We start from the raw sequence: 26,233 nt of genomic DNA, 5'->3' as shown, positions 1-26,233 counted from the left end.
GCGGGGTGGGACGATCAGGGGCATGTCCGCCCCCGTCTCCCCGCTCGACCCCGCCGTCGCCGAGCTGCTGCGCCGCGACCCGGCCGGCCTGGTCGCCGTCGTCGCCCAGCAGCACGACACCGGTGAGGTGCTCATGGTCGCCTGGATGGACGACGAGGCGCTGCACCGCACGCTGACCAGCGGCCGGGCCACCTACTGGTCGCGCAGCCGCGAGGAGTACTGGGTCAAGGGCGAGACCTCCGGGCACCGCCAGTGGGTGCGCGACGTGCGGCTCGACTGCGACGGCGACGCGCTGCTGCTGCTCGTCGACCAGGAGGGGCCCGCCTGCCACACCGGCGAGCGCAGCTGCTTCCACCGCCCGCTGGAGGTCTCCGATGCGACTCGGTGAGACCACCCCCTCGGCCGAGGGGTTCGCGGCGCTGGACGCACCGGTCGTCCCGGTCACCCGCCGGCTGCTGGCCGACAGCGAGACCGCCGTCGGCATCTACCGCAAGCTCGCCGGCAACCGCCCCGGCACCGTGCTGCTGGAGTCCGCCGAGCAGGGCAAGCAGTGGTCGCGGTACAGCTTCGTCGGCGTCCGCAGCGCCGGGGTGCTGACCGAGATCGACGGGACGACGGCGTGGCTGGGCGACCCGCTGCCCGGGCTCACCGACGACCTGCCTCCCGACCCGCTGGCCGCCGTCCGCACCCTGGCCCGGCGGCTGCGCTCACCCCGCAGCGCGCACGCCGACCCCCAGGGCCTGCCGCCGCTGACCGGCGGGCTGGTCGGGTACCTCGGCTACGACGTCGTCCGGCGGCTGGAGCGGCTGCCGGAGACCGCCACCGACGACCTGGGCATGCCCGAGGTCGCGCTCATGCTGGTCACCGACCTGGCCGTGCTCGACCACACCGACGGCACCGTGCTGCTCATCGCCAACGCCCTGGGCGCCAGCCCTGCGGCCTACGACGACGCGGTCACCCGGCTCGACGCGATGGCCGCGGACCTGACGAAGGCGGTGCCGCCGGGCGTGGCCACGCTGGAGACCCGCGACGCCCCGCCGGTCACCAGCAACATGGGCCCGGGCGTGTACGAGGCCGGCGTCGAGCGGGTGCGCGAGCACGTGCGGGCCGGTGACGTGTTCCAGACCGTGCTCAGCCAGCGGTTCGAGCTGGCCACCGACGTCGCGGCCCTGGACCTCTACCGGGTGCTGCGGGCGACCAACCCCTCGCCGTACATGTACCTGCTGCGCTTCGCCGGGCGGCAGACGCCCTTCGACGTCGTCGGCTCCTCGCCCGAGGCGCTGGTCACCGTCACCGGCGACCGCGCCGTCGTCCACCCGCCGGCCGGGACCCGACCGCGCGGGGCGACCCCGGAGGACGACGTCCGGCTCACCGAGGAGCTGCTCGCCGACCCCAAGGAGCGCGCCGAGCACGTGATGCTGGTCGACCTGGCCCGCAACGACCTGGGCCGGGTCTGCGTCCCGGGCACCGTCGAGGTCGCCGACTTCATGCGGATCGAGCGCTACAGCCACGTGATGCACATGGTCTCCACCGTCTCCGGCCAGGTCAGCCCGGGCCGCGACGCCCTGGACGTGTTCGACGCGACCTTCCCCGCCGGCACCGTCTCCGGGGCGCCGAAGCCCCGGGCCATGGAGGTCATCGAGGACATCGAGCCCACCCGGCGTGCGCTCTACGCCGGCACGGTCGGCTACCTCGACGCCGGCGGCGACATGGACATGGCCATCGCCATCCGCACCGCGGTGCTGCACGCGGGCCGCGCGTACGTGCAGGCCGGCGCGGGCGTCGTGGCCGACAGCGACCCGGTCAGCGAGGAGGCCGAGACCCGGCACAAGGCGCGCGCCGTGCTCTCGGCGATCGCCACCGCCGAGGGGCTGCGGGAGCTCCCGTGAGCGCACCGGCGGGCACCGGCGCCCCCGCCCCCGGCCGGCGGGAGCTGACCGTCGCGGTGCTGGCGTGCGCGGCGGCCGGCGGGCTGGCGCTCACGTCGTCGTCCTCGCCGTGGGCCGAGGTGACCATCACCCGGCAGCCGCCGCTGCCGTCCACGGTCGAGGCGCTCACCGGCGGGCAGGCCGCGCCGCTGGTCGGGGCCTGCGGGCTGCTGCTGCTGGCCGCCGCCCTCGCCGTCATCGCCGTCCGCGGGGCCGGCCGGGTCGTCGTCGGCCTGCTGGTGGCCGTGGCCGGCGGGGTGCTGGCCTGGTCGGGGCTGCGCGGGCTGACCGGCCGGCTGGGCGTCGACCTCGCCGACGTGACCTCCTCGGTCGGGCTCGGCGACGCGCAGGTCACCACCGACGCCGCGGTGACCTGGCCGCTGCTGGCGCTGCTGGCCGGGGTGCTCGGGGTGCTGGCCGGGGTCCTGGTCGTGCTGCGTGGCCGGCGCTGGCCGGGGATGAGCCGCCGCTACGAGCGCACCACCGTCCCCACCGGCGCCGCAGCTGCGCCCGCGCCGGCCGGCCGGGCGCGGCCCGAGACCCCCGAGGACCGGCACCAGGCGGCGTGGAAGGCCCTCGACCGGGGCGACGACCCGACGGTCTGAACAAGGACCTCGGCGCCCCCTCAGGCCCCGGTGCAGGGTCCCGCGGCGAGCTGGCGAGTCGTGGGGGGCAGCGGGGTCCTCCAACTGCGCCGAGGCCGAAGGGCGCCGTCGGAGCTGAGGCCGAGGCGCCGGCGGGGTCGTGGTGGACCCCGGGTCGGAGCGGAACCGGGGCGTCTCTAGAGTGACCGCAGCTGCCCAGGAGAGTCCGGCGGCACACGTCCTGGCACACGGAGGAGGGGTCATGAGCGTCCTCGACGACATCGTCGCCGGCGTCCGGGAGGACGTCGCAGCACGCCAGGCCGCCACCCCGCTGGCCGAGGTGCAGGCCGTCGCCCGCGACACCCGCCCCGCGCTGGACGCCCTCGCCGCCCTCCGCGCCCCCGGCGTCGGGGTGATCGCCGAGGTGAAGCGGAAGAGCCCGAGCAAGGGCGCGCTCGCCGAGATCAGCGACCCGGCCGCGCTCGCCGCGCAGTACGCCGCCGGCGGCGCCCGGGTGATCAGCGTGCTCACCGAGCGGCGCCGCTTCGGTGGCTCGCACGCCGACCTGGCCGCCGTCCGCGCCGCCGTCGACGTCCCGGTGCTCAACAAGGACTTCGTGGTGAGCAGCTACCAGGTGCACGAGGCCCGTGCCCACGGCGCCGACCTGGTGCTGCTCATCGTCGCCGCGCTCGACCAGCCGGTGCTCACCGGGCTGCTCGAGCGGATCGAGTCCCTGGGCATGACCGCGCTGGTCGAGGTGCACGACGAGGCCGAGGCCGACCGCGCGCTCTCCGCCGGTGCCTCGGTCATCGGGGTCAACGCCCGCGACCTGACCACCCTGTCGGTCGACCGCAGCACCTTCGAGCGGATCGCCCCGGGGCTGCCCAGCGAGGTCGTTAAGATCGCCGAGTCCGGCGTCCGCGGCCCGCACGACCTGATCAGCTACGCCGGGGCGGGCGCCGACGCCGTCCTCGTCGGCGAGGGGCTGGTCACCGCCGGCGACCCCCGCCAGGCCGTGGCCGACCTGGTCACCGCCGGCTCGCACCCGGCGACCCCGCGCACCACCCGCTGAGCAAGGACCCTCCTGCAGGGCCCCACCACGAGCAAGCTCGCGGCGGGGCCCTGCAGGAGGGCCGGGGCGGCGGGCCCCTGCGAGAGGGCCGGAGGCGGCGGGGACCTGCGGGTCGGTGGAGGGCGCGGCGGTCCCTACGCTGTAGGGGTGACCGCACTCCACCCCGCCGCCCCTGACGCCCGCGACCTCACCGCGCGTCCGGAGTGGCCGGACGCCACCGGGCACTTCGGCCCCTACGGCGGCCGGTTCGTGCCCGAGGCCCTCATCGCCGCCCTCGACGAGCTCAGCGCCGCCTACGAGGCGATGCGCGTCGACCCGGAGTTCATCACCGAGTTCGCCCGGCTGCAGCGCGACTACACCGGCCGGCCCAACCCGGTCACCGAGGTGCCCAAGTTCGCCGAGCACTGCGGCGGCGCCCGGGTGCTGCTCAAGCGCGAGGACCTCAACCACACCGGCTCGCACAAGATCAACAACGTGCTGGGCCAGGCGCTGCTGACCAAGCGGATCGGCAAGACCCGGGTCATCGCCGAGACCGGCGCCGGCCAGCACGGCGTCGCCACCGCGACCGCCGCCGCGCTCATGGGCCTGTCCTGCACGGTCTACATGGGCGAGGAGGACACCCGCCGCCAGGCGCTCAACGTCGCCCGCATGCGGCTGCTGGGCGCTGAGGTCATCCCCGTGACCACCGGCTCGCGCACCCTCAAGGACGCCATCAACGAGGCCTTCCGCGACTGGGTCACCAACGTCGAGACCACCAACTACGTCTTCGGCACCGTCGCCGGGCCGCACCCGTTCCCGGCGATGGTCCGCGACTTCCAGCGGGTCATCGGCGACGAGGCCCGCGCCCAGGTGCTCGAGCGCGAGGGCCGGCTGCCCGACGTCGTCCTGGCGTGCGTCGGTGGCGGGTCCAACGCGATCGGCATCTTCACCGCCTTCGTGCCCGACGCCGACGTCCGGCTGATCGGCCTGGAGGCCGGCGGCGACGGCGTGGAGACCGGACGGCACGCCTCCTCCATCACCGGCGGCGACCCGGGCGTGCTGCACGGCGCCCGGTCCTACCTGCTGCAGGACGCCAACGGCCAGACCATCGAGTCGCACTCGATCTCCGCCGGCCTGGACTACCCCGGGGTCGGCCCGGAGCACGCCTACCTGCACGACATGGGGCGCGCGGAGTACCGGCCGATCACCGACTCCGAGGCGATGGAGGCCTTCGCCCTGCTCTGCCGCACCGAGGGCATCATCCCGGCGATCGAGTCCGCGCACGCCCTGGCCGGGGCGATGAAGGTCGGCCAGGAGCTGGGGCCGGACGCGCTCCTGCTGGTCAACCTCTCCGGCCGCGGGGACAAGGACGTCGAGACCGCCAGCGCCTGGTTCGCCCTCGGCGAGCAGGGTGCGCCCACCGACTCCGACGCGCGCGCCGTCGAGGCCGGCCGGGGCGCCGACCCGGGCCCGGGCCTGGACGAGGACCAGCACGCCACCGACGGTGCGGTCGCCAACCACGAGGCCGTCGCCGGCCAGGACGCGGGGGAGCAGGCGTGAGCGCGCTGCAGACGGTCATCGACGGCGCCAAGGCCGAGGGCCGCGCCGCACTCATCGCCTACCTGCCGGTGGGCTACCCCGACGTCGACTCCTCGATCGCGGCCATGGTCGCCGCGGTCGAGGGCGGCGCCGACGTCGTCGAGGTCGGCGTCCCCTACTCCGACCCCGGGATGGACGGTCCGGTGATCCAGGAGGCGGTCGAGGTCGCCGTCTCCGCCGGCGTCGGCATGCCCGACGTGCTCCGCGCCGTCGCGGCCGTCTCCGCGGCCGGGGCGGTGCCGGTGGTGATGAGCTACTGGAACCCCATCGAGCGCTACGGCGTCGACCGGTTCGCCGACGACCTGGCCGCCGCCGGGGGAGCGGGCGCGATCACGCCCGACCTGATCCCCGACGAGGCCGCCGCGTGGCTGTCGGCCAGTGAGCGGACCGGCCTGGACCGGGTCTTCCTGGTCGCGCCGTCCTCCACCGACACCCGGCTGGCCGCCACGATCGCGTCCTGCCGCGGGTTCGTCTACGCCGCCTCCACCATGGGCGTCACCGGGTCCCGCGCGACCGTCGGGGACGCCGCCGAGCGCCTGGTCGACCGCAGCCGTGAGGTCAGCGGCGACCTGCCGGTCTGCGTCGGGCTGGGCGTGTCCACCGGCGACCAGGCCGCCGAGGTGGCCGGCTTCGCCGACGGGGTCATCGTCGGCTCGGCCTACGTCCGCCAGCTGCTCGACGGCCACGGCGCCGAGGGCGTGCGTGTCCTGTCCGAGGAGCTCGCCGCCGGCGTCCGTCGTGCCAGGGTGGGCGCATGACCGGTGCCCTGGAGCAGCTCGCGGCCATCCCCAGCCCCACGGTGGGCGTGTGGGAGATCGGGCCGTTCCCGCTGCGTGGCTACGCGCTGGCGATCATCGCCGGCATCGTGCTCGCCTGCTGGCTGGGCGAGCGCCGCTGGGTCGCCCGCGGTGGCGCCCCCGGCGACGTGCTGGACATCGCCGTCTGGATGGTGCCCTTCGGCATCGTCGGCGGCCGCATCTACCACGTCCTCACCACCCCGGAGCCCTACTTCGGGCAGGACGGCGACCCAGTCCGGGCCTTCGCCATCTGGGAGGGCGGGCTCGGGATCTGGGGCGCCATCGCCCTGGGCGCGGTCGGTGCCTGGATCGGCTGTCGCCGCCGCGGGATCGAGCTGCCGGCCTTCGCCGACGCCATCGCCCCGGGCATCGTGCTGGCCCAGGCCGTCGGCCGGCTGGGCAACTGGGCCAACAACGAGCTCTACGGCCGGGCCACCGACCTGCCCTGGGCGCTGACCATCCACCGCTGGGACTCCTCGGCCGGGCGGGCGATCACGGGCGCGGACGGGCAGGCGGAGGTGCTGGGCACCTTCCACCCGACCTTCCTCTACGAGCTGCTGTGGAACGTCGGCGTCGCCGTGCTGGTGATCTGGGCCGACCGCCGCTTCCAGCTCTCGCACGGCCGGGCCTTCGCCCTCTACGTGGCCGCCTACTGCGCGGGCCGCGGCTGGATCGAGGCGCTGCGCATCGACACCGCCGAGCAGTTCCTCGGGCTGCGGCTCAACGTCTTCACCTCGGTCATCGTCGGCCTGCTGGCCGTGGCCTACCTGGTCGTCAACCGCGGCCGGCCGCGCGAGGTCGTCACCCGGGGCCGGGAGAGGGCCGCGGCCGACCGCCCGGTCACGACCGGGCCGGTGGAGGCGGCCGCGGCCGCGGGCGAGCACGGGGGCGCCACGGCCGCCGGGGTGCTGACGGCCGCCCAGCTCGTCGCCCAGCGCGGCCGGACCCGCGGGGACGCCGAGCGGGGTAAGGACGAAGGAGCGACCGGGCGGGCGGCAGCGGGCACGGCCGGGCCGGCGGAGGCCGCCGGCGTTCCCGAGGCCGCCGGCAGCGGCCCGGAGGAGCCCCGGACCGGGGGCGCCGCCGAGGACCGGGACAGGCCCACGTCCGGCTGACCTGGGTGTGGCGGGCGCCACCAGGGCGGACCGTCGGCGGCGACGCGCCGCCGAGACCTCTCCGAGACCCTCTGGAGATGTCGCCCAGGTGTCCTCGCTGTGTACGCTCCTTCTCGGCCGACCAGTGATCCTGGGCCGGCCGGCGACGTCGGAACCGGGCCAGCGCTGCCCCGCGCACGACCACCCCGCGGCCACCAGTCCGCGGGCTGCGCGGATCCACGAGGCCGGACGTACCGTGTGCGCCGGCCCCGCTGCCCCACCCCGACGGACCGCACCGTTCGACCCTCCCTGCTCCACCCCACCGCTCTGACCACCCGGCGGGGTCGACGTGACCCCCCGCACCAGCGCCCCCGGGCCGTCCTCGCGGACGGCGCGGACCCGGGCGCCGCGGCCAGCCGACGACGGGAGTGACATGTCCGACCTCGCCGCCCCCTCCGCAGGACAGCCGGTCCCGGCTGCCCCCTCGCCGGTCCCGTTCTCCGCCCTCCCGGCGGCCTCCGGTCTCTACGACCCCGCCCGGGAACACGACGCCTGCGGTGTGGCCTTCGTCGCCGACGCCCAGGGACGCCGCTCCCGGTCGATCGTGGCCGCGGGCCTCACCGCGCTGCACAACCTCGACCACCGCGGTGCCGCCGGCTCCGAGCCGAACTCCGGCGACGGCGCGGGCATCCTCACCCAGGTGCCCGACGCGCTGCTGCGCGCCAGCGTCGGCTTCGACCTGCCGCCGGCCGGTGAGTACGCCGTGGGCATCGCCTTCCTGCCCGCCGACCCCGCCGAGCGGGCCTCGGTCGTCGACACCGTCGCCGGGCTCGCCGCGGAGGAGGGCCTGGCGGTCCTCGGCTGGCGCGAGCTGCCGGTCGACCCCGACGGCGCCGACCTCGGCCCCACCGCGCGGGCGGTCATGCCGCACTTCGCCCAGGTGTTCGTCGCCGAGACCACCGGCGCCCGCGCCGACGTCGCGGCCTTCGGCGGCGGCGCCACCGCCCCGCACGGGGTGACCCGGCTCGAGCGCCGGGCGTTCGTGCTGCGCAAGCGCGTCGAGCGGGCCGCCCGGGAGGCCGGCAGCAGCTGCTACATCGCCTCGCTGTCGGCCCGCACGATCACCTACAAGGGCATGCTGACCACCGACCAGCTGCCGGCGTTCTTCCCCGACCTGCGCGACGAGCGCTACGAGTCGGCGATCGCCCTGGTGCACAGCCGCTTCTCCACCAACACCTTCCCGAGCTGGCCGCTGGCGCACCCGTTCCGGTTCATCGCCCACAACGGCGAGATCAACACCATCAAGGGCAACCGCAACCGCATGCGGGCCCGGGAGGCCAAGCTCGAGACCGAGCTGTTCGACGGCCCGGCCGGCCCGGCCAGCGAGCTCGGCCTGGAGCGCATCTTCCCGGTCACCGCCAGCGACTTCAGCGACTCGGCCACCTTCGACGAGGTGCTCGAGCTGCTGCACCTGTCGGGGCGCTCACTGCCGCACGCGGTGCTGATGATGATCCCCGAGGCGTGGGAGAACCACGCCGAGATGGACGCCGCCCGCCGCGCGTTCTACCGCTTCCACTCCTCGATCATGGAGCCCTGGGACGGGCCGGCCTGCGTCGCGTTCACCGACGGCACGCTCATCGGCGCGGTCCTGGACCGCAACGGCCTGCGCCCGGGCCGCTGGTGGCGCACCAAGGACGACCTGGTCGTGCTGGCCAGCGAGGCCGGCGTGCTGGACATCCCGGCCGGTGACGTGGTGGCCAAGGGCCGGCTGCAGCCGGGCCGGATGTTCCTCGTCGACACCGCCGCCGGGCGGATCGTCAGCGACGAGGAGGTCAAGGGCGACCTGGCCACGGCCGAGCCCTACGAGGACTGGCTGCACGCCGGGCTGGTGCACCTGCCCACGCTGCCCGACCGCCGCCGCGCGCGGCCCAGCCACGAGTCCGTCGTCCGCCGCCAGCAGCTCTTCGGCTACACCGAGGAGGAGCTGCGCATCCTGGTCCAGCCGATGGCGGCCAGCGGTGCCGAGCCGATCGGCTCGATGGGCAGCGACACCCCCATCGCGTCGCTGTCGGACCGTTCCCGGCAGCTCTACGACTACTTCAGCCAGCTCTTCGCCCAGGTGACCAACCCGCCGCTGGACGCCATCCGCGAGGAGCTGGTGACCAGCCTGGGCCGCACCTTCGGCCCGGAGCAGAGCCTGCTCGGCGCGAGCCCGGCGTCCTGCCGTCAGGTGCACCTGCCCTACCCGGTCATCGACAACGACGAGCTGGCCAAGATCCTGCACATCGACGACGACGGGGACCTCCCCGGCTTCGCCGCCGTGCGGATCACCGGCCACTTCGACGTCACCGGCGGGGGAGCGGCGCTGGCCCAGGCGATCGAGGACCTGCGCACCAAGGTCAGCAAGGCCATCGCCGCCGGCGCCCGCGTGATCGTGCTGTCCGACCGGGACAGCGACGAGAAGCGCGCGCCGATCCCGTCGCTGCTGATGACCGCCGCCGTCCACCACCACCTGGTGCGCGAGCGCACCCGGATGCAGGTCGGCCTGGTCGTCGAGACCGGCGACTGCCGCGAGGTGCACCACGTCGCACTGCTGCTGGGCTACGGCGCCGCCGCGGTCAACCCCTACCTGGCCTTCGAGAGCGTCGAGGACCTGATCCGCACCGGCACCCTCACCGGCGTGCAGCCGGCCCAGGCCGTCCGCAACGTGGTCAAGGCCATGGGCAAGGGCGTGCTGAAGGTGATGAGCAAGATGGGCATCAGCACCGTCGGCTCGTACACGATGGCGCAGATCTTCGAGACCGTCGGCTTGAGCAAGGCCGTCGTCGAGGAGTACTTCACCGGCACCCCGGCCACCCTGGACGGCGTCGGCCTGGACGTGCTCGCCGAGGAGGTGGCCATGCGCCACCGCCGGGCCTGGCCGCCGAACGCGACCGAGACCGCGCACCGCCGGCTGGAGACCGGCGGGGAGTACCAGTGGCGCCGCGAGGGCGAGGTGCACCTGTTCAACCCCGAGACGGTGTTCCTGCTCCAGCACGCCACCCGGTCCCGGCAGTACGACGTCTTCCAGCGCTACACCGAGGCCGTCGACGGCCTGTCGGCCAAGGCGGCGACGCTGCGCGGGCTGTTCACCCTCAAGACCGGTGAGCGCCCGGCGCTGCCGATCGAGGAGGTGCAGCCGATCAGCGAGATCGTCAAGCGCTTCCAGACCGGCGCGATGAGCTACGGCTCGATCTCCGCCGAGGCGCACGAGACGCTGGCGATCGCGATGAACCGGCTCGGTGGCCGGTCCAACAGCGGGGAGGGCGGTGAGGACGCCGGCCGGTTCACCCCCGACGCCAACGGCGACCTGCGCCGCTCGGGCATCAAGCAGGTGGCCAGCGGCCGGTTCGGGGTGACCAGCGAGTTCCTGGTCAACGCCGACGACATCCAGATCAAGATGGCGCAGGGTGCCAAGCCCGGCGAGGGCGGCCAGCTGCCCGGCAGCAAGGTCTACCCCTGGATCGCCCGCACCCGGCACTCCACGCCCGGCGTCGGCCTGATCAGCCCGCCGCCGCACCACGACATCTACTCGATCGAGGACCTCAAGCAGCTCATCCACGACCTCAAGAACGCCAACAACGAGGCGCGGGTGCACGTCAAGCTGGTCTCGGAGTCCGGGATCGGCACGGTCGCGGCCGGGGTGAGCAAGGCCAAGGCCGACGTCGTCCTGGTCTCCGGCTTCGACGGGGGCACCGGTGCGGCACCGCTGACCTCGCTCAAGCACGCCGGCACCCCGTGGGAGATCGGCCTGGCCGAGACCCAGCAGACGCTGCTGGCCAACGGCCTGCGCGACCGCATCGTGGTCCAGGTCGACGGGCAGATGAAGACCGGCCGGGACGTCATCGTCGCCGCGCTCCTCGGGGCCGAGGAGTTCGGCTTCGCCACCGCGCCGCTGGTGGTCGAGGGCTGCGTGATGATGCGCGTCTGTCACCTCGACACCTGCCCGGTCGGTGTCGCGACCCAGAACCCGGAGCTGCGCAAGCGGTTCACCGGGCAGCCGGAGTTCGTCGTGACGTTCTTCGAGTTCATCGCCCAGCAGGTGCGCGAGTACCTGGCCGCCCTCGGCTTCCGCTCCATCGACGAGGCCGTCGGGCACGCCGAGCTGCTCGACGTCGCCCCGGCGGTCGACCACTGGAAGGCCTCGGGTCTCGACCTGAGCCCGATCGTCGCCGTCCCGGACATGCCCGAGGGCACCCCGCGGCGCAAGGTGCGCGACCAGGACCACGGCCTGGACGTCGCCCTGGACCAGACGCTCATCCAGCTGTGCGAGGGCGCGCTGCTCGACGCCCGCCCGGTGCACCTGGAGCTGCCGGTGCGCAACGTCAACCGCACCGTCGGCACGATGCTGGGCTCGATGGTGACCCGCCGCTTCGGTGGCGAGGGGCTGCCCGACGGCACGATCGACCTGACCTTCACCGGGTCGGCCGGTCAGTCCTTCGGCGCCTTCCTGCCCCGCGGGATCACCATGACCCTGGTCGGGGACGCCAACGACTACGTCGGCAAGGGACTGTCCGGCGGGCACGTCGTGGTCCGCCCCGCGCCCGAGGCGTCCTTCGCCGCCGAGGACAACGTCATCGCCGGCAACGTCATCGGCTACGGCGCGACCTCCGGTGAGCTGTTCCTGCGCGGCCGGGTGGGGGAGCGGTTCTGCGTCCGCAACTCCGGTGCCCTGGCCGTCGTCGAGGGCGTGGGTGACCACGCCCTGGAGTACATGACCGGCGGCACCGCGGTGATCCTGGGCGAGACCGGACGCAACATCGCCGCCGGCATGTCCGGTGGGGTGGCCTACGTGCTGGACCTCGCCCGGCACCGGGTGAACCGGGAGATGGTGGAGGTCGAGGAGCTCGACGCCGAGGCCTCGGCCTGGCTGCGGGAGGTGCTGGTCCGCTACCGCGAGGCGACCGGCTCCGCCGTGGCGACCAGCCTGCTCGCCGACTGGGGCCGCTGGTCCGAGCGGTTCAGCGTGATCATGCCGCGTGACTACCGGCGTGCCCTGGAGGCCCGACGGGCCGCCGAGGCCGCCGGGCACGACGTGGACCGAGCTGTCATGGAGGCGGCACGTGGTTGATGCAACGGGGTTCCTGAAGTTCGACCGGCAGACGCCGCCGCGGCGTCCGGTCGACCTGCGCCTGCTGGACTGGAAGGAGGTGTACCTCACCCGCGACACCGGGGAGGACGCCGTCTTCCCGGTGCAGGCCGTCCGTGAACAGGCGGCGCGCTGCATGGACTGCGGCATCCCGTTCTGCCACCACGGCTGCCCGCTGGGCAACCTGATCCCGGAGTGGAACGACCTCGCCCGCCGGGACGACTGGCAGGAGGCGATCGAGCGGCTGCACGCGACGAACAACTTCCCGGAGTTCACCGGCAAGCTCTGCCCGGCGCCGTGCGAGTCGGCGTGCGTGCTCAACCTGGACAACGCGCCGGTCACGATCAAGAACATCGAGTGGGAGATCATCGACCAGGCGTTCCTCAACGGCTGGGTGACCCCGCAGCCGCCGGCGGAGCTGACGGGCAAGAAGGTCGCCGTCGTCGGCTCCGGTCCGGCCGGCCTCGCCGCCGCCCAGCAGCTGACCCGGGCCGGGCACGAGGTCACCGTCTACGAGCGGGACGACCGGATCGGCGGGCTCATCCGCTACGGCATCCCCGAGTTCAAGATGGAGAAGCGCCACCTGGACCGGCGGCTGGACCAGATGCGCGCCGAGGGCACCCGCTTCGTCACCGACGTGAACGTCGGAGGCACCGGCGAGGGCGCGGTCACCACCGAGCAGCTGCGCGAGGAGTTCGACGCGGTCGTCCTGGCCATCGGCACGCCGATCGCCCGCGACCTGCCGCTGCCCGGCCGCGACCTGGCCGGCGTCCACTTCGCCATGGAGTTCCTGCCCGGGGGCAACCTCGAGGCCCTCGGTGAGCTCGACGACCCGCCGATCAACGCCCGCGGCAAGAACGTGGTCATCATCGGCGGCGGCGACACCGGCGCGGACTGCCTGGGCACCGCGCTGCGCCAGGGCGCGGCGACGGTGGCCCAGCTGGACTACAAGCCGGCCCCGGCCGGCAGCCGTCCGCAGGACAACCCGTGGCCGACCTACGAGATGATCCTGCGGGTCTCCCCGGCCCACGAGGAGGGCGGTGACCGGCTCTTCGCGGTCAACACCGAGCGCTTCCTCGACGACGGCGAGGGCAACGTCCGCGCGCTGGAGGTCGTCGAGATCGAGGTCGTCGACGGCAAGCGGCAGCCGAAGCCCGGCAGCACCCGCGAGCTGCCGGCCGACCTGGTGCTGCTGGCGCTGGGCTACACCGGCCCGGAGACCACCGGCCTGGTGGAGCAGCTGGGCTGCGGCGTCGACGAGCGCGGCCGGGTCGCCCGCGACGACGAGTACATGTCGACCACGCCCGGCGTGTTCGTCGCCGGTGACATGGGCCGCGGCCAGTCGCTCATCGTCTGGGCGATCGCCGAGGGCCGGGCGGCGGCCGGGGCGGTCGACAACTGGCTCACCGGCAACTCGATGCTGCCGCGTCCGGTGACCCCGCGGGCCGTCCCGCTGTCCTGATCCGCTGGTCACCGCCGGGGACGAGACGTCCCTGACGACTACGCCCCCTCGGGGGGACACGACGGACCCGGTCCGCCGAGTCCCCCCGGGGGGCGACTAGTTTCTGCCCCATGTCACGTCGCGCGAAGATCGTCTGCACGCTGGGCCCGGCAACCGGTTCGCTGGAGCAGATCACCGCCCTCGTCGAGGCCGGCATGGACGTCGCCCGCCTCAACTTCAGCCACGGCAAGCACGCCGACCACGAGACGGCCTACCGCCTCGTCCGGCAGGCCAGCGACAAGGTCGGCCGCGCGGTGGCCATCCTCGCCGACCTCCAGGGCCCCAAGATCCGGCTCGGCACCTTCGCCGACGGCCCCGTCGTGTGGCCCACCGGCAGCCGCGTCTGCATCACCGTCGAGGACGTCGAGGGCACCGCCGAGCGCGTGTCCACCACGTACAAGGACCTCGCCAACGACGCCCGGGTCGGTGACCGCCTGCTCGTCGACGACGGCAAGATCGCCCTGACCGTCGTCGAGGTCGCCGGGCCCGACGTCTTCTGCCTGGTGCTCGAGGGCGGGCCGGTCTCGAACAACAAGGGCCTGTCCCTGCCCGGCGTCGCCGTCAGCGTCCCGGCCATGTCCGACAAGGACACCGCCGACCTGCGCTTCGCCCTCTCCCTGGGCGTGGACTTCGTGGCCCTGTCCTTCGTCCGGCACGCCAAGGACGTCGAGCTGGTGCGCGAGGTCATGCGCCAGGAGGACGTCGAGGTCCCGGTGATCGCCAAGCTGGAGAAGCCCGAGGCGATCGAGAACCTCGAGGCCATCTGCGACGCCTTCGACGGCGTCATGGTCGCCCGCGGCGACCTCGGCGTGGAACTGCCGCTGGAGCAGGTTCCGCTCGTGCAGAAGCGCGCCGTGCAGGCCGCCCGTGAGCGCAACAAGCCGGTCATCGTGGCCACGCAGATGCTCGAGTCGATGATCGAGAACTCCCGGCCCACCCGGGCCGAGGCCTCCGACGTCGCCAACGCCGTGCTCGACGGTGCCGACGCGGTGATGCTGTCCGGGGAGACCTCCGTCGGGAAGTTCCCCGTCGTCGCGGTCAAGACGATGGAGCGGATCATCGGCGCGGTCGAGGCCGACGAGATCCTCGCCCCGCCGCTCAAGCACGCCTCGCACTCCCGTCCCGGTGCCATGGTGCGCGCGGCCAAGGACGTCGGCGAGGCGCTCAACGTGTCCGCGCTGGCGGCCTTCACCTCCACCGGCCGCAGCGCCCAGCGCCTGGCGTCGGTGAAGACCCGGCTGCCGATCCTGGCCTTCACCACCGACCCGCGGGTGCGCAGCCGGCTGGCGCTGTCGTGGGGCGTGGAGACCTTCCTGGTCCCCGAGGTCACGCACACCGACGACATGGTCGGTCAGGTCGACTTCTCGCTGCTGTCCATCGGCCGGCTGCACGAGGGCGACCAGGTCGTCATCATCGCCGGCAGCCCGCCCAACACCGCCGGCACCACCAACCTGGTGCGTGTGCACGAGGTGGGCTCCGAAGCGTGACCGCCGGGGACGTGCGGGACGGCGGCGGGCGGCCGGGGGAGACCCCGGCCGCCGGGCTGATGGTGGTGCTGGACCTGGAGGAGCGGGGACGCGACCTCTACGTCGGCACCACCCCCCGAACGCCCCTGCAGCGGATCTTCGGCGGGCAGGTCGCCGCGCAGGCGCTGGCCGCGGCCAACGCCACGGTGTCCGGTGACCGGGCGGTGCACTCGCTGCACTCCTACTTCCTGCGCCCGGGCGACCCGCACGAGGAGATCCGCTACGAGGTCGACCGGATCCGCGAGGGCCGGTCGTTCAGCACCCGCCGGGTCGTGGCCCGCCAGACCCGCAAGGGCGAGGACGTCGCCATCTTCGCGCTGACCGCGGACTTCACCGCGGGGGAGCGCCCGCTCGTCGAGCACTCGCTGCCGATGCCCGAGGTGCCCGGTCCCGAGGGCCTGCCCGGGCTGGCCGAGGTCGCCGCCGCCCACCCCGAGCAGGGTGCGGTGCTGCGGGCGCTGGAGCGGGCGGTCGAGCAGCGCTACCTGGCCGACCCGTTCGACCCGACGCCGCGGGTGCCCCCGCACACCGCCTCCCGCGTGTGGTTCCGCGTCGCCGGCCGGCTGCCCGACGAGGACGCCGTGCACGCCGCGGCGCTGACCTTCGTCAGCGACCTGACCCTGCTGTCGGCCGGGCTCGCCCGGATCGGTGGCGGCTGGAGCGGGACGACGGTCGGCGCGAGCCTCGACCACGCCATCTGGTTCCACCGGCCGGTGCGCGCCGACGAGTGGTTCCTCTACGAGACCGACAGCCCTGCGGCCGCCAGTGGTCGCGCGCTCTGCATCGGGCAGATCTGGGCTGCGGACGGCACGCACGTCGCCACCGCCGTCCAGGAGGGGCTCATCCGCTCCCTGGAGTGACCCCGGCCCGCTGCGCACCCGCCGGGGTGCCGGTCGCCCGGACACCCCGACGAGCGCGCACGACCCGTCAACCCGCGGGGTGCTCCGCCGGGTTCGCGGGCGGCTGCCGGTCGGCCTGGGCGCTCGCCTGGGCGGCCGTCTCGTCCCACGCCGCGGGCGTCTCGGGGAGCGGGGCCTCGTCCGTGAGCGTGACCTCGTCGGTCGCCGGGACGGCGGACGTCGGGTCGTCGACCTCACCGACGGGCGGGGTCTCGTCCGCCGGCTGGGAGCCGTCGACCTGCGCGGCCGCATCGGGCTGCGCGGCCTCGTCAGCCGACGCCGCTCCGTCGGCGGGGGACACTGCGTTCTCCGTTGCGGCGGCCGCCTCGCGCTCGGCCTGGTCGCGCTCGGCCTGCTCGCGCTGCTCGGCCCGCTCCCGCTCGCGCTGCTCGCGGGCGGCCTGCTCGGCCTCGCGCTGCTCGCGGGCCTGCTCCTCGAAGTCGTCGGCCAGCCAGTCGTGGCCCTCGCGCAGCAAGGTCCACAGCCGCTCGACGTGCGCCCGGGTGGTCGCCGGGGCGCCGATGGCCACCCGCAGCACCGCCGCGCCGTCGACCGTCGTGTGGGTCAGGAGCACCTCGCCGCCGTCGTTGAGCCGCTCCAGCAGCGTCATGGTGGCCACGTCGGCGTCCACACCGCGCACCCAGCGGGGTCGCAGGCAAACCAGCGACAGCGGGTGCGGGGCGACGACGTCGAACCGCTCGTCGGCCTCGGCCCAGCCGGCCAGCTCCTGGGCCAGCGCCACGTGCTCGCGGACGTGCGCCCGCAGTCCCTCGGCGCCGTACCAGCGGACGACGAACCACAATTTGAGCGCCCGGAAGCGGCGGCCCAGCTCGATCTGCCAGTCGCGGTAGTCGACGACTGCGCCGGCGTCGGTGGCGGCGTTGCGCAGGTACTCGGGGAGGATCGCCAGCGCACCGGTCAGCGCGGCCCGGTCGGCGACCCAGAACAGGGTGGCGTCGAAGCCGGTGAGCAGCCACTTGTGCGCGTCGGTGGTGTAGCTGTCGGCCCACTCCACGCCGGCCTGCAGCGGCCGCAGCTCGGGCGCCACGGCGGCGACCCCGGCGTACGCGGCGTCGACGTGCAGCCACACCCCGTGCCGCTGGCAGATCGGGCCCAACTCGGCCAGCGGGTCGATCGCCGTCGTCGACGTCGTCCCGACCGTGGCGCAGACCAGGACGGGGACGAATCCGCGGGCGACGTCGCGCTCGATCCGGGCGGCCAGCGCCCGCGGGCTCATGGCCAGCTCCGCGTCGACCTCGACCACGCGGATCGCGTCGGTGCCGAGGCCGGCGATCCGGGCGGCCTTCTCCATCGAGCTGTGCGTCTGCGCCGAGACGTAGACGGTGTACTCGTCGGGGCGCACCCCCTGGCGCAGCGTGGCGCCCCGGCTGACCCGGTGCAGCGCGGCCAGCAGGGCGATGAGGTTGGCCCCGGAGCTGGAGTCCTGGACGACGCCGCCGCCGGTGCCGGTGGAGCGGAAGGAGGCGGGGAGGTCCAGCAGCTCGGCCAGCCAGTCCATGACGTGCTGCTCGACCTCGGTGGCCGCCGGGCTGGTCACCCAGGACATGCCCTGCACGCCCAGGCCGGCTGACAGCAGGTCGCCGAGCACGGAGGGCCCGGAGGTGTTGGCCGGGAAGTAGCCGAAGAAGCCGGGGTGCTGCCAGTGGGTGGTGCCCGGCAGGACCACGCGGTCGAGGTCGGCCATGATCGCGGCGAAGGGCTCGCCCTGCTCCGGCGGCGAGGGCGGCAGCGCGGCCCGGACGTCGCCGGGGGAGACCTGCGACCGGACCGGGAACTCACCGATGCGGCCCCAGTAGTCGGCGATCCAGTCGACGACCTCGTGGCCGTGCTGGCGGAACTCCTCGGGGGTCATGTGTCCGGTCACACGGCCACGGTATTGGCCCGGGGCGGACGTGGTGGCGGTGGGGCGGTCCGCGTCCGCGGGGCCCGCAGGCCGGCGTCCCCAGCCGGTGCGTCGGCCTGCCTGCTGTGCTGCGGCAGGCAGGCGGTCAGGTGAGCTGACCGCCGTCTCCCGGTGCGGTCCTGGACCGTCGTGGTGCCCCCGGTGCGACTCGAACGCACACTGCGCGGGTTTTGAATCCGCTCCCTCTGCCGATTGGGGTACGGGGGCCAGCTCGACCGGGTGAGCTGTGAGCCTATCGGGCCGTCGGCCCGGGCCGACGGCCGATAGGATCGACCCGTGACCAACGCACCGACCAGGGTCCTCATCGCCGAGGACGAGGCCCTCATCCGTCTCGACCTCAAGGAGATGCTCGAGGAAGAGGGCTACGTCGTCGTCGCCGAGGTCGGGGACGGCCAGGCCGCCGTCGACCAGGCCGAGCAGCTGCGCCCCGACCTCGTCGTCCTCGACGTCCAGATGCCCGTGCTGGACGGCATCGCCGCCGCCGAGCAGATCGCCGGCGCGCGCATCGCCCCGGTGATCGTGCTGACCGCCTTCAGCCAGCGCGAGCTGGTCGAGCGTGCCCGTGACGCCGGTGCGATGGCCTACCTGGTGAAGCCGTTCAACAAGAACGACCTGGTGCCGGCGATCGAGGTCGCGGTGGGCCGGTTCCAGGAGATGCACGCCCTGGACGCCGAGGTCGCCGACCTGAAGGAGCGGCTGGAGGCGCGCAAGGTCATCGAGCAGGCCAAGGGCCGGCTGATGGCCGAGCGCGGCATCACCGAGGCCGAGGCCTTCCGCTGGATCCAGCGCACCGCCATGAACGAGCGCACCTCGATGCGCGCGCTGGCCGAGGCCGTCCTGGCCACCGAGACGCCGGCCGACGACGCCGCGTCCCCGGCCGGCTCCTGACCCGGCGCGCCGGGGCATGCCCCCGGCGTGTTGCCACGGCGTGTCGCGCTGGACGGCGTGTGGCGCTGGCGTGACGGGAAGGTCACGACCTCGTCACGGTGCACCGGACGGTGGCGTCACCGCCTGAGGTGGCAGTTAGGTTTCTCCGCACTGATCGAGCCCCGGCAGGCGCACCCGGCCTGCCGCGGGGCGATGGAGACGTACTCACACCTCTGGGAGCAACTTGATGCGCACAGGCACGATCGTCCGCGCCACCGCCCTGTCCGGCGCAGCCCTCCTCGCGCTGAGCGCCTGTGGCGGCAGCAGCGACGACGCCGCCAGCGGCTCCGCGGGCAGCACCGGTGGTGCAGCCAGCGGCGGCGCGAAGCAGGTCAACATCTACGGCACCGACGGCAACATGGGCAACGCCCTGGGTGAGGACTTCCAGGCCGACGGCGCCCTGGCCGGCATGAAGGGCACCACGCCCCTCACCGAGCTCGGCCCGGAGTTCACCGACCGCCTCAAGGAGGTCGACCCCGCGCTCAAGGACTTCAACTACGCCGGTGAGTCCTACGACGCCGTGATGCTGGTGGCCATGGCCGCCCAGTCGGCCGGGTCGACCGACGCCCGCACCTTCGGCCCGTACGTCAACGCCCTGACCGTGGGCGGCGACAAGTGCTCCGACTTCGCCGCCTGCCTGGCGATCATCAACGCCGGTGGGGACGTCGACTACGACGGCATCTCCGGCCCGCTGAGCTTCGCCGAGGCCGGTGAGCCCGCCCAGGCGAGCTTCGGTCTGCTGCAGTTCGGCACCGACAACGCCCTCGACGACTCGAAGACCGAGTTCGTCATCGCCGGTGACGAGGCCAACGCCGCCACCGAGGCCGGCCCCGCGCCGGTCCCCGCGGGTGCCGCCAGCGACACCCCGCTGACCATCGGCACCCTGCTGCCCGAGACCGGCAACCTGGCCTTCCTCGGCCCGCCGGAGGTCGCCGGCGTCCAGCTGGCGATCAACGACGTCAACGCCGCCGGCGGTGTGCTCGGCAAGCCCGTCACCCTGGTGACCGGTGACTCCGGTGACGCCTCCACCGACACCGCCACCCAGACCGTCGACCGGCTGCTGCAGTCCGGTGTGAACGCGATCGTCGGTGCCGCCTCCTCCGGCGTCAGCCTGACCGTGATCGACACGATCACCCAGGCCGGCGTCATGCAGATCTCCCCGGCGAACACCTCCGACCAGTTCACCGAGTACGCCGACCAGGGGCTGTACTTCCGCACCGCGCCCCCGGACACGCTGCAGGCCACCGCGCTGTCGGACCTGATCCTGCAGGACGGCAACAACACCGTCGGCATCCTCGCCACCAACGACCCGTACGGCACGGGCCTGGCGGAGAACACCAAGAACAACCTGGTGGCCGGCGGTCTGTCCGAGGACTCGATCCAGACGGTCGTCTACGACCCGCAGGCGGCCAACTACGACGCCGAGGTCCAGCAGATGACCACCTTCGCCCCCGACGGCATCGTTGTCATCGGGTTCGAGGAGTCCTCGCGGATCATCCAGGGTCTCAACACCCAGGGCGTGGGGCCCCAGCGCTGACCCGCTGACCCCTGCACCAGGCTGCGGCCCGGCACCCCTCCCCGGGGTGCCGGGCCGCAGTGCTGTGCGGAGGGCAGACTCTCCCGGGTGGACGACCGTGCGCTCCTGCTGGCCCGCTACCGCGAGCTGGTGCTCGACCAGCTGCCCCGCCGGGCCCGTGCCGAGGGGTGGGTGGTGACCGCCGACCACTGCTTCGGCCGGATCGTGCTCGACCACGCGGTCGGCGGCCGCTGGTACGACGTGCTGGACCGCCGCCGTTCCCCGGCCTTCGCGCAGCTGGACGACGCACAGCTGCACACCGCGGTGGGGCTGGCCGAGCGCATCGCGGCCGAGGGCGACCCGCTGCTGCGCCGGCTCGACGCGCAGAGCCTGCAGTGGCGGGGCAAGCACGCCAAGTCCCCGGGCCGCCGGTGACCAGCGGACTGGCCGTCGCCCACCTGCTCCTCGTGGGCGGGTACGCCGGCTTCCAGTGGACCGTGCGCGTGCTGGTCTACCCGCAGTTCACCGCGGTGCCGGCCGCGGCCTCGGCGGCCTACGAGGCGAGCCACTCCCGGCTGGTCTCACGCGTGGTCGGGCCGCTGTTCGCCGGTCAGCTGGTCACCACCGGCTGGCTGCTGCTCGACCGGCCCGACGGCGTCTCCCTGGCCGGGGTGCTGGTCAGCGCCGCGTGCCTGGCCGTGGTCCTGGCGGTCACCGCGCTGCTCGCCGTGCCCCGGCACCGGCAGCTGGCCGACGGCTTCGACCCGGCCGCCTACGCCGGGCTGCTGCGCGCGGACACGCTGCGGGTCGCCGCCGCCACCGCGAACGTGGCGGCCAGCGCGTGGGCCGTGCTGGGCTGACCGGACGACGAACGGCGCCGCCCCCAGGGGGGCGGCGCCGTCGTGGTCTCGCTGCAGGGTCCCGGGCGGTGACCCGGGACCCTCGGTCACTTGGCCTTGGCCAGGGTGCCCAGGTACAGCTCGATGACCTTGGGGTCGTTCATCAACGACTGGCCGGTGTCGGTGTAGGCGTTACGGCCCTGGTCGAGCACGTAGCCGCGGTCGCAGATCTGCAGGCACCGGCGGGCGTTCTGCTCGACCATGATGATCGAGACGCCGGTGGCGTTGATCCGCCTGCAGCGGATGAACACCTCGTCCTGGTAGGCGGGGGACAGGCCCGCCGAGGGCTCGTCGAGCAGCAGCACCGACGGGTCCATCATCAGCGCGCGGCCCATCGCCACCATCTGGCGCTCACCGCCGGACAGCGACCCGGCCTTGCCCTTGCGCCGCTCACCGAGCAGCGGGAACAGGTCGATGACGTAGTCGAACCGCTCCTTGAACGACTTCGGGCGCAGGTACACGCCCATCTGCATGTTCTCCTCGATGGTGAGGGAGGGGAACACGTTGTTGTTCTGCGGCACGTAGCCCACGCCCATGGACACCAGCTGGTGCGCCGGGGCGCCGGTGATGGACTCGCCGCGCAGCGTCACCCCGCCCGAGCGCACCGGGATGAGCCCGAACAGCGTCTTCAGCAGCGTCGACTTGCCGGCACCGTTGGGGCCGATGATGCCGACGAGCTCGCCGTCCTGCAGGTAGAAGTCACAGCCCCGCAGGATGTTGACCCCGGGGACGTAGCCGGCGACCAGGTCGTCGGCACGCACCAGCGCGCCCTCGGCGAGCTTGAGGTGCTCCTCGCGGGTGGCCGCCTTCTCGGCGGGGGACAGCTCACCGGTCGCCACGGTCTGGGCGCGGGTGACGTCCTCGCCGGTCTCGTCGACCTCGAACAGGGGCTCGCTCACACCAGACCGTCCTTCTCGTCACTGCGGTTCGCGTGCGGGACCCGCGGCGGGCCCTGCTCCTCGCGGGCGATCTCCGCCTCCACCTCGGCGAGGACGCGGTCCTCCTCCTCGACGGTCAGCGGGGCGTCGTGGTGGGCGCCCAGGTAGGCGTCGACGACGGCCTGGTTCTGCGACACCGACTCCGGCGGGCCCTCGGCGATGACCTTGCCGGCGGCCATGACGACGACCCAGTCGCTGATGTCCCGGACGACGTCCATGTCGTGCTCGACGAAGATGACCGTCATGCCCTCCTCGCGGAGGTCCTTGACGTGCCCGAGCAGGCTCTGGGTCAGCGCGGGGTTCACCCCGGCCATCGGCTCGTCGAGCATGACGACCTTGGGGTCGCTCATCAGCGCGCGTGCCATCTCCAGCAGCTTGCGCTGACCGCCGGAGAGGATGCCGGCGAAGTCGTCCTTCTTGGCGTCGAGCTTGAACCGCCGCAGCAGGTCCATCGCCTTCTCGGTGTTCTCCTTCTCCTGGGCGCGCCACCCGCCGGGCACCAGGGCCCGCAGGAAGCCCTCGCCGCGCTGGCCCTGCGCACCGAGCAGCATGTTCTGCAGCACGGTGAGCCGGGACAGCGCCTTGGTCAGCTGGAAGGTGCGGACCACGCCGAGCCGGGCCACCTGGTGGGGGGCCAGCTTGCCGAGGTCCTTGCCGTCGAAGGACCAGGTGCCGGTGTTGGGCTGGTCGAAGCCGGTCATCAGGTTGAACAGCGTGGTCTTGCCGGCACCGTTGGGCCCGATCAGGCCGGTGATGCCGCCGCGCTGGATCTCCAGGTGGTCGACCGAGACGGCGGTGAGGCCGCCGAAGACGCGGGTCACGCCGTCGACGACGATCGCCGGGTCGGGCTTGGCCACCCCGACCTCCCAGGGGAGGTCCTTGAGGGCGGCCTGGGCCAGCCGCTGGGGAGCGGGCCGGCCGGCCGTGGCGGTGCCCGGGAGGGCGGCCGCGGCCTGGGCGGTGGACAGCTCCTCGGGCCGCGCCGCGTGGGCGCCGTGCGCTGACGGGTCAGCGGGCATCGAGCATCACCTCTCGTCGGTCACCGAAGATGCCCTGCGGTCGGAACACCAGCAACAGCATGAGCCCGAGGCCGACCAGGACGAAGCGGATCTGCGCCACGTCGGTGGAGGACAGCAGCGCCTCGGGGATGATGCCGTTGTCGATCAGCGCCCGGAGGCCCGTGTCGGCGAACTGCAGGATGAACAGCAGCAGCATCGACCCGATGACCGGGCCGAGCACCCGGGCCGCACCGCCGAGGATCAGCGCCGCGTAGGCCAGGAAGGTGTTGGCGTTCTGGTACTGGTCGGGGATCGCCGAGCCGGTGGCCACGGCGTAGACCATGCCGCCGAAGGCGCCGATCACTCCGCCCAGCACCAGGGCCTGCATCTTGTACGCGTAGACGTTCTTGCCCAGCGCGCGGACGGCGTCCTCGTCCTCACGGATGGCCTTGACCACCCGGCCCCAGGGGCTGCGCATGAGCTGCCAGACCAGCAGGCTGAAGACGGTCACCAGCAGCCAGCCGATCAGCGCCACCCACAGCTCGCCACCGCTCCAGGACGTGCCCAGGATCTGGTGGCGGCCCGCCGGGTCCCAGGGGGCCAGGTTGATGAAGTCGGCGTTGAACGCCGACAGGCCCCGGGTGCCACCGGTCACCGGCGTGGCCGAGACCGAGCGGAAGAGCAGGCGCAGGCCCTCCGCGGCGGCGATGGTGACGATGCTCAGGTAGTCCGCGCGCAGCCGCAGGGTCGGCAGACCCAGCAGCAGCGCCAGGACGACGGCGGCGGCCACACCCACGAGGACGCCGACCCAGAAGGGCAGGCCCCACATGCTCACCGAGATGGCGATGCCGAAGCCGCCGAGCATCGCGAAGGCGATCTGCCCGAAGTTCAGCAGCCCGGTGTAGCCGAAGTGCACGTTGATGCCGATGGCCAGCAGGGCGAAGAAGATCGCCTGGAAGCCGAAGAACGCCTTGCCGGCGATCGCGAACGCGTCGAGGAGCTCGGACATGGCGTCAGCCGATCCGGGCCCGGCTGCCCAGGATGCCCTGGGGCCGCAGAACGAGGATGACGATCAACAGAAGGAGCCCTCCGACGTACTTCACGTCACTGGGGATGACGAGGGTGGACATCTGCACGAACACACCGACGATGAGGCTGCCGACGAGGGCGCCGTAGGCGGTGCCCAGGCCACCGAGGGTGACCCCGGCGAACATGAGCAGCAGCAGGCGGAAGCCCATGTCCCACTGGACCTGGTCGGACAGGCCGAGGAGCACACCACCCAGGGTGGCCAGCGCCCCGCCCATCATCCAGACGACGAGGATCACGCGGTTGACGTCGATCCCCGAGGAGGCGGCGAGGTCGCGGTTGTCGGCGACCGCGCGCATGGCCTTGCCGATCGCGGTGCGCTGCAGCATGAGCGCGACCAGCACCAGGACGACCACCGAGATGACGATCGAGGCGAGCGAGCGGTTGGTCATGGTGAAGACGCCGTAGTCGATCGTGCGCTGGGTCTGGAAGTCCGCGTACGGGCTGGAGAACCCGCCGTAGACGATCTGGACCAGGTAGCGCAGCAGCATCGACAGGCCGATGGAGACCACCAGTGCCGCTACCAGGCCGGTGCCCCGGCGGCGCAGCGGCCGCCAGATGGCGAGCTCGTTGAGCGCGCCGACGGCCGCACCCACGATCATCGCGATGATCGTGGCCGGGATGAGCGGGATGCCCCCCTGGACGTTGATGTACCAGGCGACGACGGCGCCGATGGTGACCAGCTCGCCGTGGGCGAAGTTGGTCAGCCCCGTGGTGCCGTAGATCAGCGAGAGGCCGACCGCGCAGACGGCGATCAGCAGGCCGAAGCGGATGCCGTCGACGAGCAGCTGGACGGCCTCGACGGACCCGCCACCGGCGTTGGACGTGCCGTCGGCCAGGCCGAAGAGCACCGGCTGGGCGCGGTTGGGTCCGACGGTGACGGTGAGCGACTCACCCCGCTCGCCGAGCTCCACGCCGTCGGGCAGCGCCTCGGGGTCGATGGTGACCTCGTACTCGCCGGGCCCGGGGACCGGGACGGAGAACCGGCCGTCCTCGTCGGTCTCGGCGGTGTCGACCGGGTCGCCGGCGGCGGTCTCGACGGTCACCGGGACGCCGGCGATCGGGCCGCTGCGGCTGGTCTGCAGGGTGCCGGTGACCGCCTCGTTCGCGGCCGAGGCGACGCCCGGCATGAGCATGGCCAGCGCCATGGTGAAGGCGGCGAGGAGCAGGGTCAGGACCAGCGGTCGGCGGCCCGGGAGCCACCGGGACGGGCGTCGGCGGGCGGACGTGCCCACCTGTCCTCTGCCTGCCGTGCTGGCCTCACCGCGCCCTCGGGCGCGCTGCGGCGCGTGCGTCACTCGACCTCCCAGCCGTTGGTTGAGCCGGGACAGTAACCCACCCCTGTTACGGGCATCGACCAGCAGGGACACGTCGTGACCCTTCTGCGACACGCCGACGTGGCAGCCGACCCGTCGTGCACGACCGGTCGTCAGCGGGCCGGGCGGAGCAGACAGGTGAGCCGGAGGCTCGCGGTGGGCCGCCCGGCGTCGTCGGAGACGGCGATCAGGAAGGTGGCCAGGGTGCGCCCGCGGTGCACCGGGGTGCACACGGCCGTGACGACCCCGCCGGAGGCCGCGCGCAGGTGGCTGGCGGACAGCTCGATGCCCACGACGCCGCCGCCGGGGCCGGCGTGCAGCAGCCCGGCCACCGACCCGAGGCTCTCGGCCAGCACGCAGGTCGCCCCGCCGTGCAGCAGGCCGAAGGGCTGTTCGTTGCCCGCCACGGGCATCGTGCCGACCAGCCGGTCGGGGTCCCAGTCGACGATCTCGATGCCGAGCTTGCTGTCGAGCGGGCCGGTCATCGACGGCAGCCAGTCCGGACGGGGTGTGGTCACCGGG

The 26,233-nt window shown here is 73.6% G+C and carries 21 protein-coding genes and 1 tRNA gene; 15 read left to right on the top strand and 7 right to left on the bottom strand.

Annotation, left to right across the window (positions count from 1 at the left end):
- Positions 1–22: 22 nt before the first annotated feature.
- The 11 genes from hisI to O2W14_RS05260 all read left to right on the top strand — a co-directional run bounded on the left by hisI (position 23) and on the right by O2W14_RS05260 (position 16,068).
- Positions 23–388, top strand: coding sequence for a phosphoribosyl-AMP cyclohydrolase (gene hisI, locus O2W14_RS05310; RefSeq protein WP_269175035.1), 366 nt, complete (start codon positions 23–25; stop codon positions 386–388).
- Entirely contained in the window at positions 375–1,889 is a 1,515-nt protein-coding gene (locus tag O2W14_RS05305; RefSeq protein WP_269175034.1) for an anthranilate synthase component I, read from the top strand. The genes hisI and O2W14_RS05305 overlap by 14 nt, the downstream gene beginning before the upstream one ends.
- Positions 1,886–2,533, top strand: coding sequence for a Trp biosynthesis-associated membrane protein (locus O2W14_RS05300; RefSeq protein WP_269175033.1), 648 nt, complete (start codon positions 1,886–1,888; stop codon positions 2,531–2,533). Before O2W14_RS05305 ends, O2W14_RS05300 begins: the two co-directional genes overlap by 4 nt.
- Before the next feature lie 241 nt (positions 2,534–2,774).
- The gene (gene trpC, locus O2W14_RS05295; RefSeq protein WP_269175032.1) at positions 2,775–3,584 is read left to right on the top strand and encodes an indole-3-glycerol phosphate synthase TrpC; all 810 of its coding nucleotides are present in this window, start codon (positions 2,775–2,777) and stop codon (positions 3,582–3,584) included.
- A gap of 147 nt (positions 3,585–3,731) precedes the next feature.
- A complete protein-coding gene (gene trpB / locus O2W14_RS05290; protein WP_269175031.1) occupies positions 3,732–5,123 on the top strand; it encodes a tryptophan synthase subunit beta in 1,392 nt (463 codons plus the stop codon).
- The gene (trpA, locus tag O2W14_RS05285) at positions 5,120–5,920 is read left to right on the top strand and encodes a tryptophan synthase subunit alpha (RefSeq protein ID WP_269175030.1); all 801 of its coding nucleotides are present in this window, start codon (positions 5,120–5,122) and stop codon (positions 5,918–5,920) included. Before trpB ends, trpA begins: the two co-directional genes overlap by 4 nt.
- Positions 5,917–7,074 carry a prolipoprotein diacylglyceryl transferase gene (gene lgt, locus O2W14_RS05280; protein WP_269175029.1) on the top strand — a complete coding sequence of 386 codons (1,158 nt, stop codon included), beginning with the start codon at positions 5,917–5,919 and terminating at the stop codon, positions 7,072–7,074. Before trpA ends, lgt begins: the two co-directional genes overlap by 4 nt.
- A 412-nt stretch (positions 7,075–7,486) precedes the next feature.
- Positions 7,487–12,163: a glutamate synthase large subunit gene (gene gltB, locus O2W14_RS05275; RefSeq protein ID WP_269175028.1), complete on the top strand. Its 4,677-nt coding sequence runs from the start codon at positions 7,487–7,489 to the stop codon at positions 12,161–12,163.
- On the top strand, positions 12,156–13,643 hold the full coding sequence (locus tag O2W14_RS05270; RefSeq protein WP_269175027.1) for a glutamate synthase subunit beta: 1,488 nt from the start codon (positions 12,156–12,158) through the stop codon (positions 13,641–13,643). The genes gltB and O2W14_RS05270 overlap by 8 nt, the downstream gene beginning before the upstream one ends.
- 110 nt (positions 13,644–13,753) lie before the next feature.
- Positions 13,754–15,169: a pyruvate kinase gene (pyk, locus tag O2W14_RS05265; protein WP_269175026.1), complete on the top strand. Its 1,416-nt coding sequence runs from the start codon at positions 13,754–13,756 to the stop codon at positions 15,167–15,169.
- A complete protein-coding gene (locus tag O2W14_RS05260) occupies positions 15,166–16,068 on the top strand; it encodes an acyl-CoA thioesterase (RefSeq protein WP_269175025.1) in 903 nt (300 codons plus the stop codon). The genes pyk and O2W14_RS05260 overlap by 4 nt, the downstream gene beginning before the upstream one ends.
- Before the next feature lie 67 nt (positions 16,069–16,135).
- On the opposite strand, the gene O2W14_RS05255 is transcribed toward O2W14_RS05260, so the two are convergent.
- Both O2W14_RS05255 and O2W14_RS05250 read right to left on the bottom strand, forming a co-directional pair.
- Positions 16,136–17,992, bottom strand: a complete 1,857-nt coding sequence (locus O2W14_RS05255) for an aminotransferase class I/II-fold pyridoxal phosphate-dependent enzyme (RefSeq protein ID WP_269175024.1) — start codon at positions 17,990–17,992, stop codon at positions 16,136–16,138.
- A 169-nt stretch (positions 17,993–18,161) separates the two neighbouring features.
- Positions 18,162–18,238, bottom strand: a tRNA-Leu gene (locus O2W14_RS05250).
- A gap of 69 nt (positions 18,239–18,307) precedes the next feature.
- On the opposite strand from O2W14_RS05250, the gene O2W14_RS05245 reads away from it, so the two are divergent.
- From O2W14_RS05245 to O2W14_RS05230, 4 genes are all read left to right on the top strand, one after another.
- The gene (locus O2W14_RS05245) at positions 18,308–18,919 is read left to right on the top strand and encodes an ANTAR domain-containing response regulator (RefSeq protein ID WP_269175023.1); all 612 of its coding nucleotides are present in this window, start codon (positions 18,308–18,310) and stop codon (positions 18,917–18,919) included.
- 226 nt (positions 18,920–19,145) lie between these two features.
- A complete protein-coding gene (locus tag O2W14_RS05240) occupies positions 19,146–20,495 on the top strand; it encodes an ABC transporter substrate-binding protein (protein WP_269175022.1) in 1,350 nt (449 codons plus the stop codon).
- An 87-nt stretch (positions 20,496–20,582) separates the two neighbouring features.
- Positions 20,583–20,909, top strand: coding sequence for a hypothetical protein (locus tag O2W14_RS05235; RefSeq protein ID WP_269175021.1), 327 nt, complete (start codon positions 20,583–20,585; stop codon positions 20,907–20,909).
- Entirely contained in the window at positions 20,906–21,334 is a 429-nt protein-coding gene (locus tag O2W14_RS05230) for a DUF1772 domain-containing protein (RefSeq protein ID WP_269175020.1), read from the top strand. The genes O2W14_RS05235 and O2W14_RS05230 overlap by 4 nt, the downstream gene beginning before the upstream one ends.
- 86 nt (positions 21,335–21,420) lie before the next feature.
- Here O2W14_RS05230 and O2W14_RS05225 read toward each other — a convergent pair whose 3' ends face one another.
- From O2W14_RS05225 to O2W14_RS05205, 5 genes are all read right to left on the bottom strand, one after another.
- Complete coding sequence (locus tag O2W14_RS05225; RefSeq protein ID WP_269175019.1) at positions 21,421–22,272, bottom strand: ABC transporter ATP-binding protein; 852 nt, start codon at positions 22,270–22,272, stop codon at positions 21,421–21,423.
- Entirely contained in the window at positions 22,269–23,330 is a 1,062-nt protein-coding gene (locus tag O2W14_RS05220) for an ABC transporter ATP-binding protein (RefSeq protein WP_269175018.1), read from the bottom strand. Before O2W14_RS05220 ends, O2W14_RS05225 begins: the two co-directional genes overlap by 4 nt.
- Complete coding sequence (locus O2W14_RS05215) at positions 23,320–24,318, bottom strand: branched-chain amino acid ABC transporter permease (RefSeq protein ID WP_269175017.1); 999 nt, start codon at positions 24,316–24,318, stop codon at positions 23,320–23,322. Before O2W14_RS05215 ends, O2W14_RS05220 begins: the two co-directional genes overlap by 11 nt.
- A gap of 4 nt (positions 24,319–24,322) precedes the next feature.
- Positions 24,323–25,630 (bottom strand): branched-chain amino acid ABC transporter permease, encoded by a 1,308-nt coding sequence (locus tag O2W14_RS05210; RefSeq protein ID WP_269175016.1) that lies wholly within the window; start codon positions 25,628–25,630, stop codon positions 24,323–24,325.
- 194 nt (positions 25,631–25,824) lie between these two features.
- Positions 25,825–26,229: a PaaI family thioesterase gene (locus tag O2W14_RS05205; RefSeq protein ID WP_269175015.1), complete on the bottom strand. Its 405-nt coding sequence runs from the start codon at positions 26,227–26,229 to the stop codon at positions 25,825–25,827.
- Positions 26,230–26,233: the final 4 nt, after the last annotated feature.

Origin of the sequence: Modestobacter sp. VKM Ac-2986, from assembly GCF_026967795.1 — a bacterium.
GTDB lineage: Bacteria > Actinomycetota > Actinomycetes > Mycobacteriales > Geodermatophilaceae > Modestobacter.
This window is presented reverse-complemented; position numbering and strand designations above follow the sequence as displayed.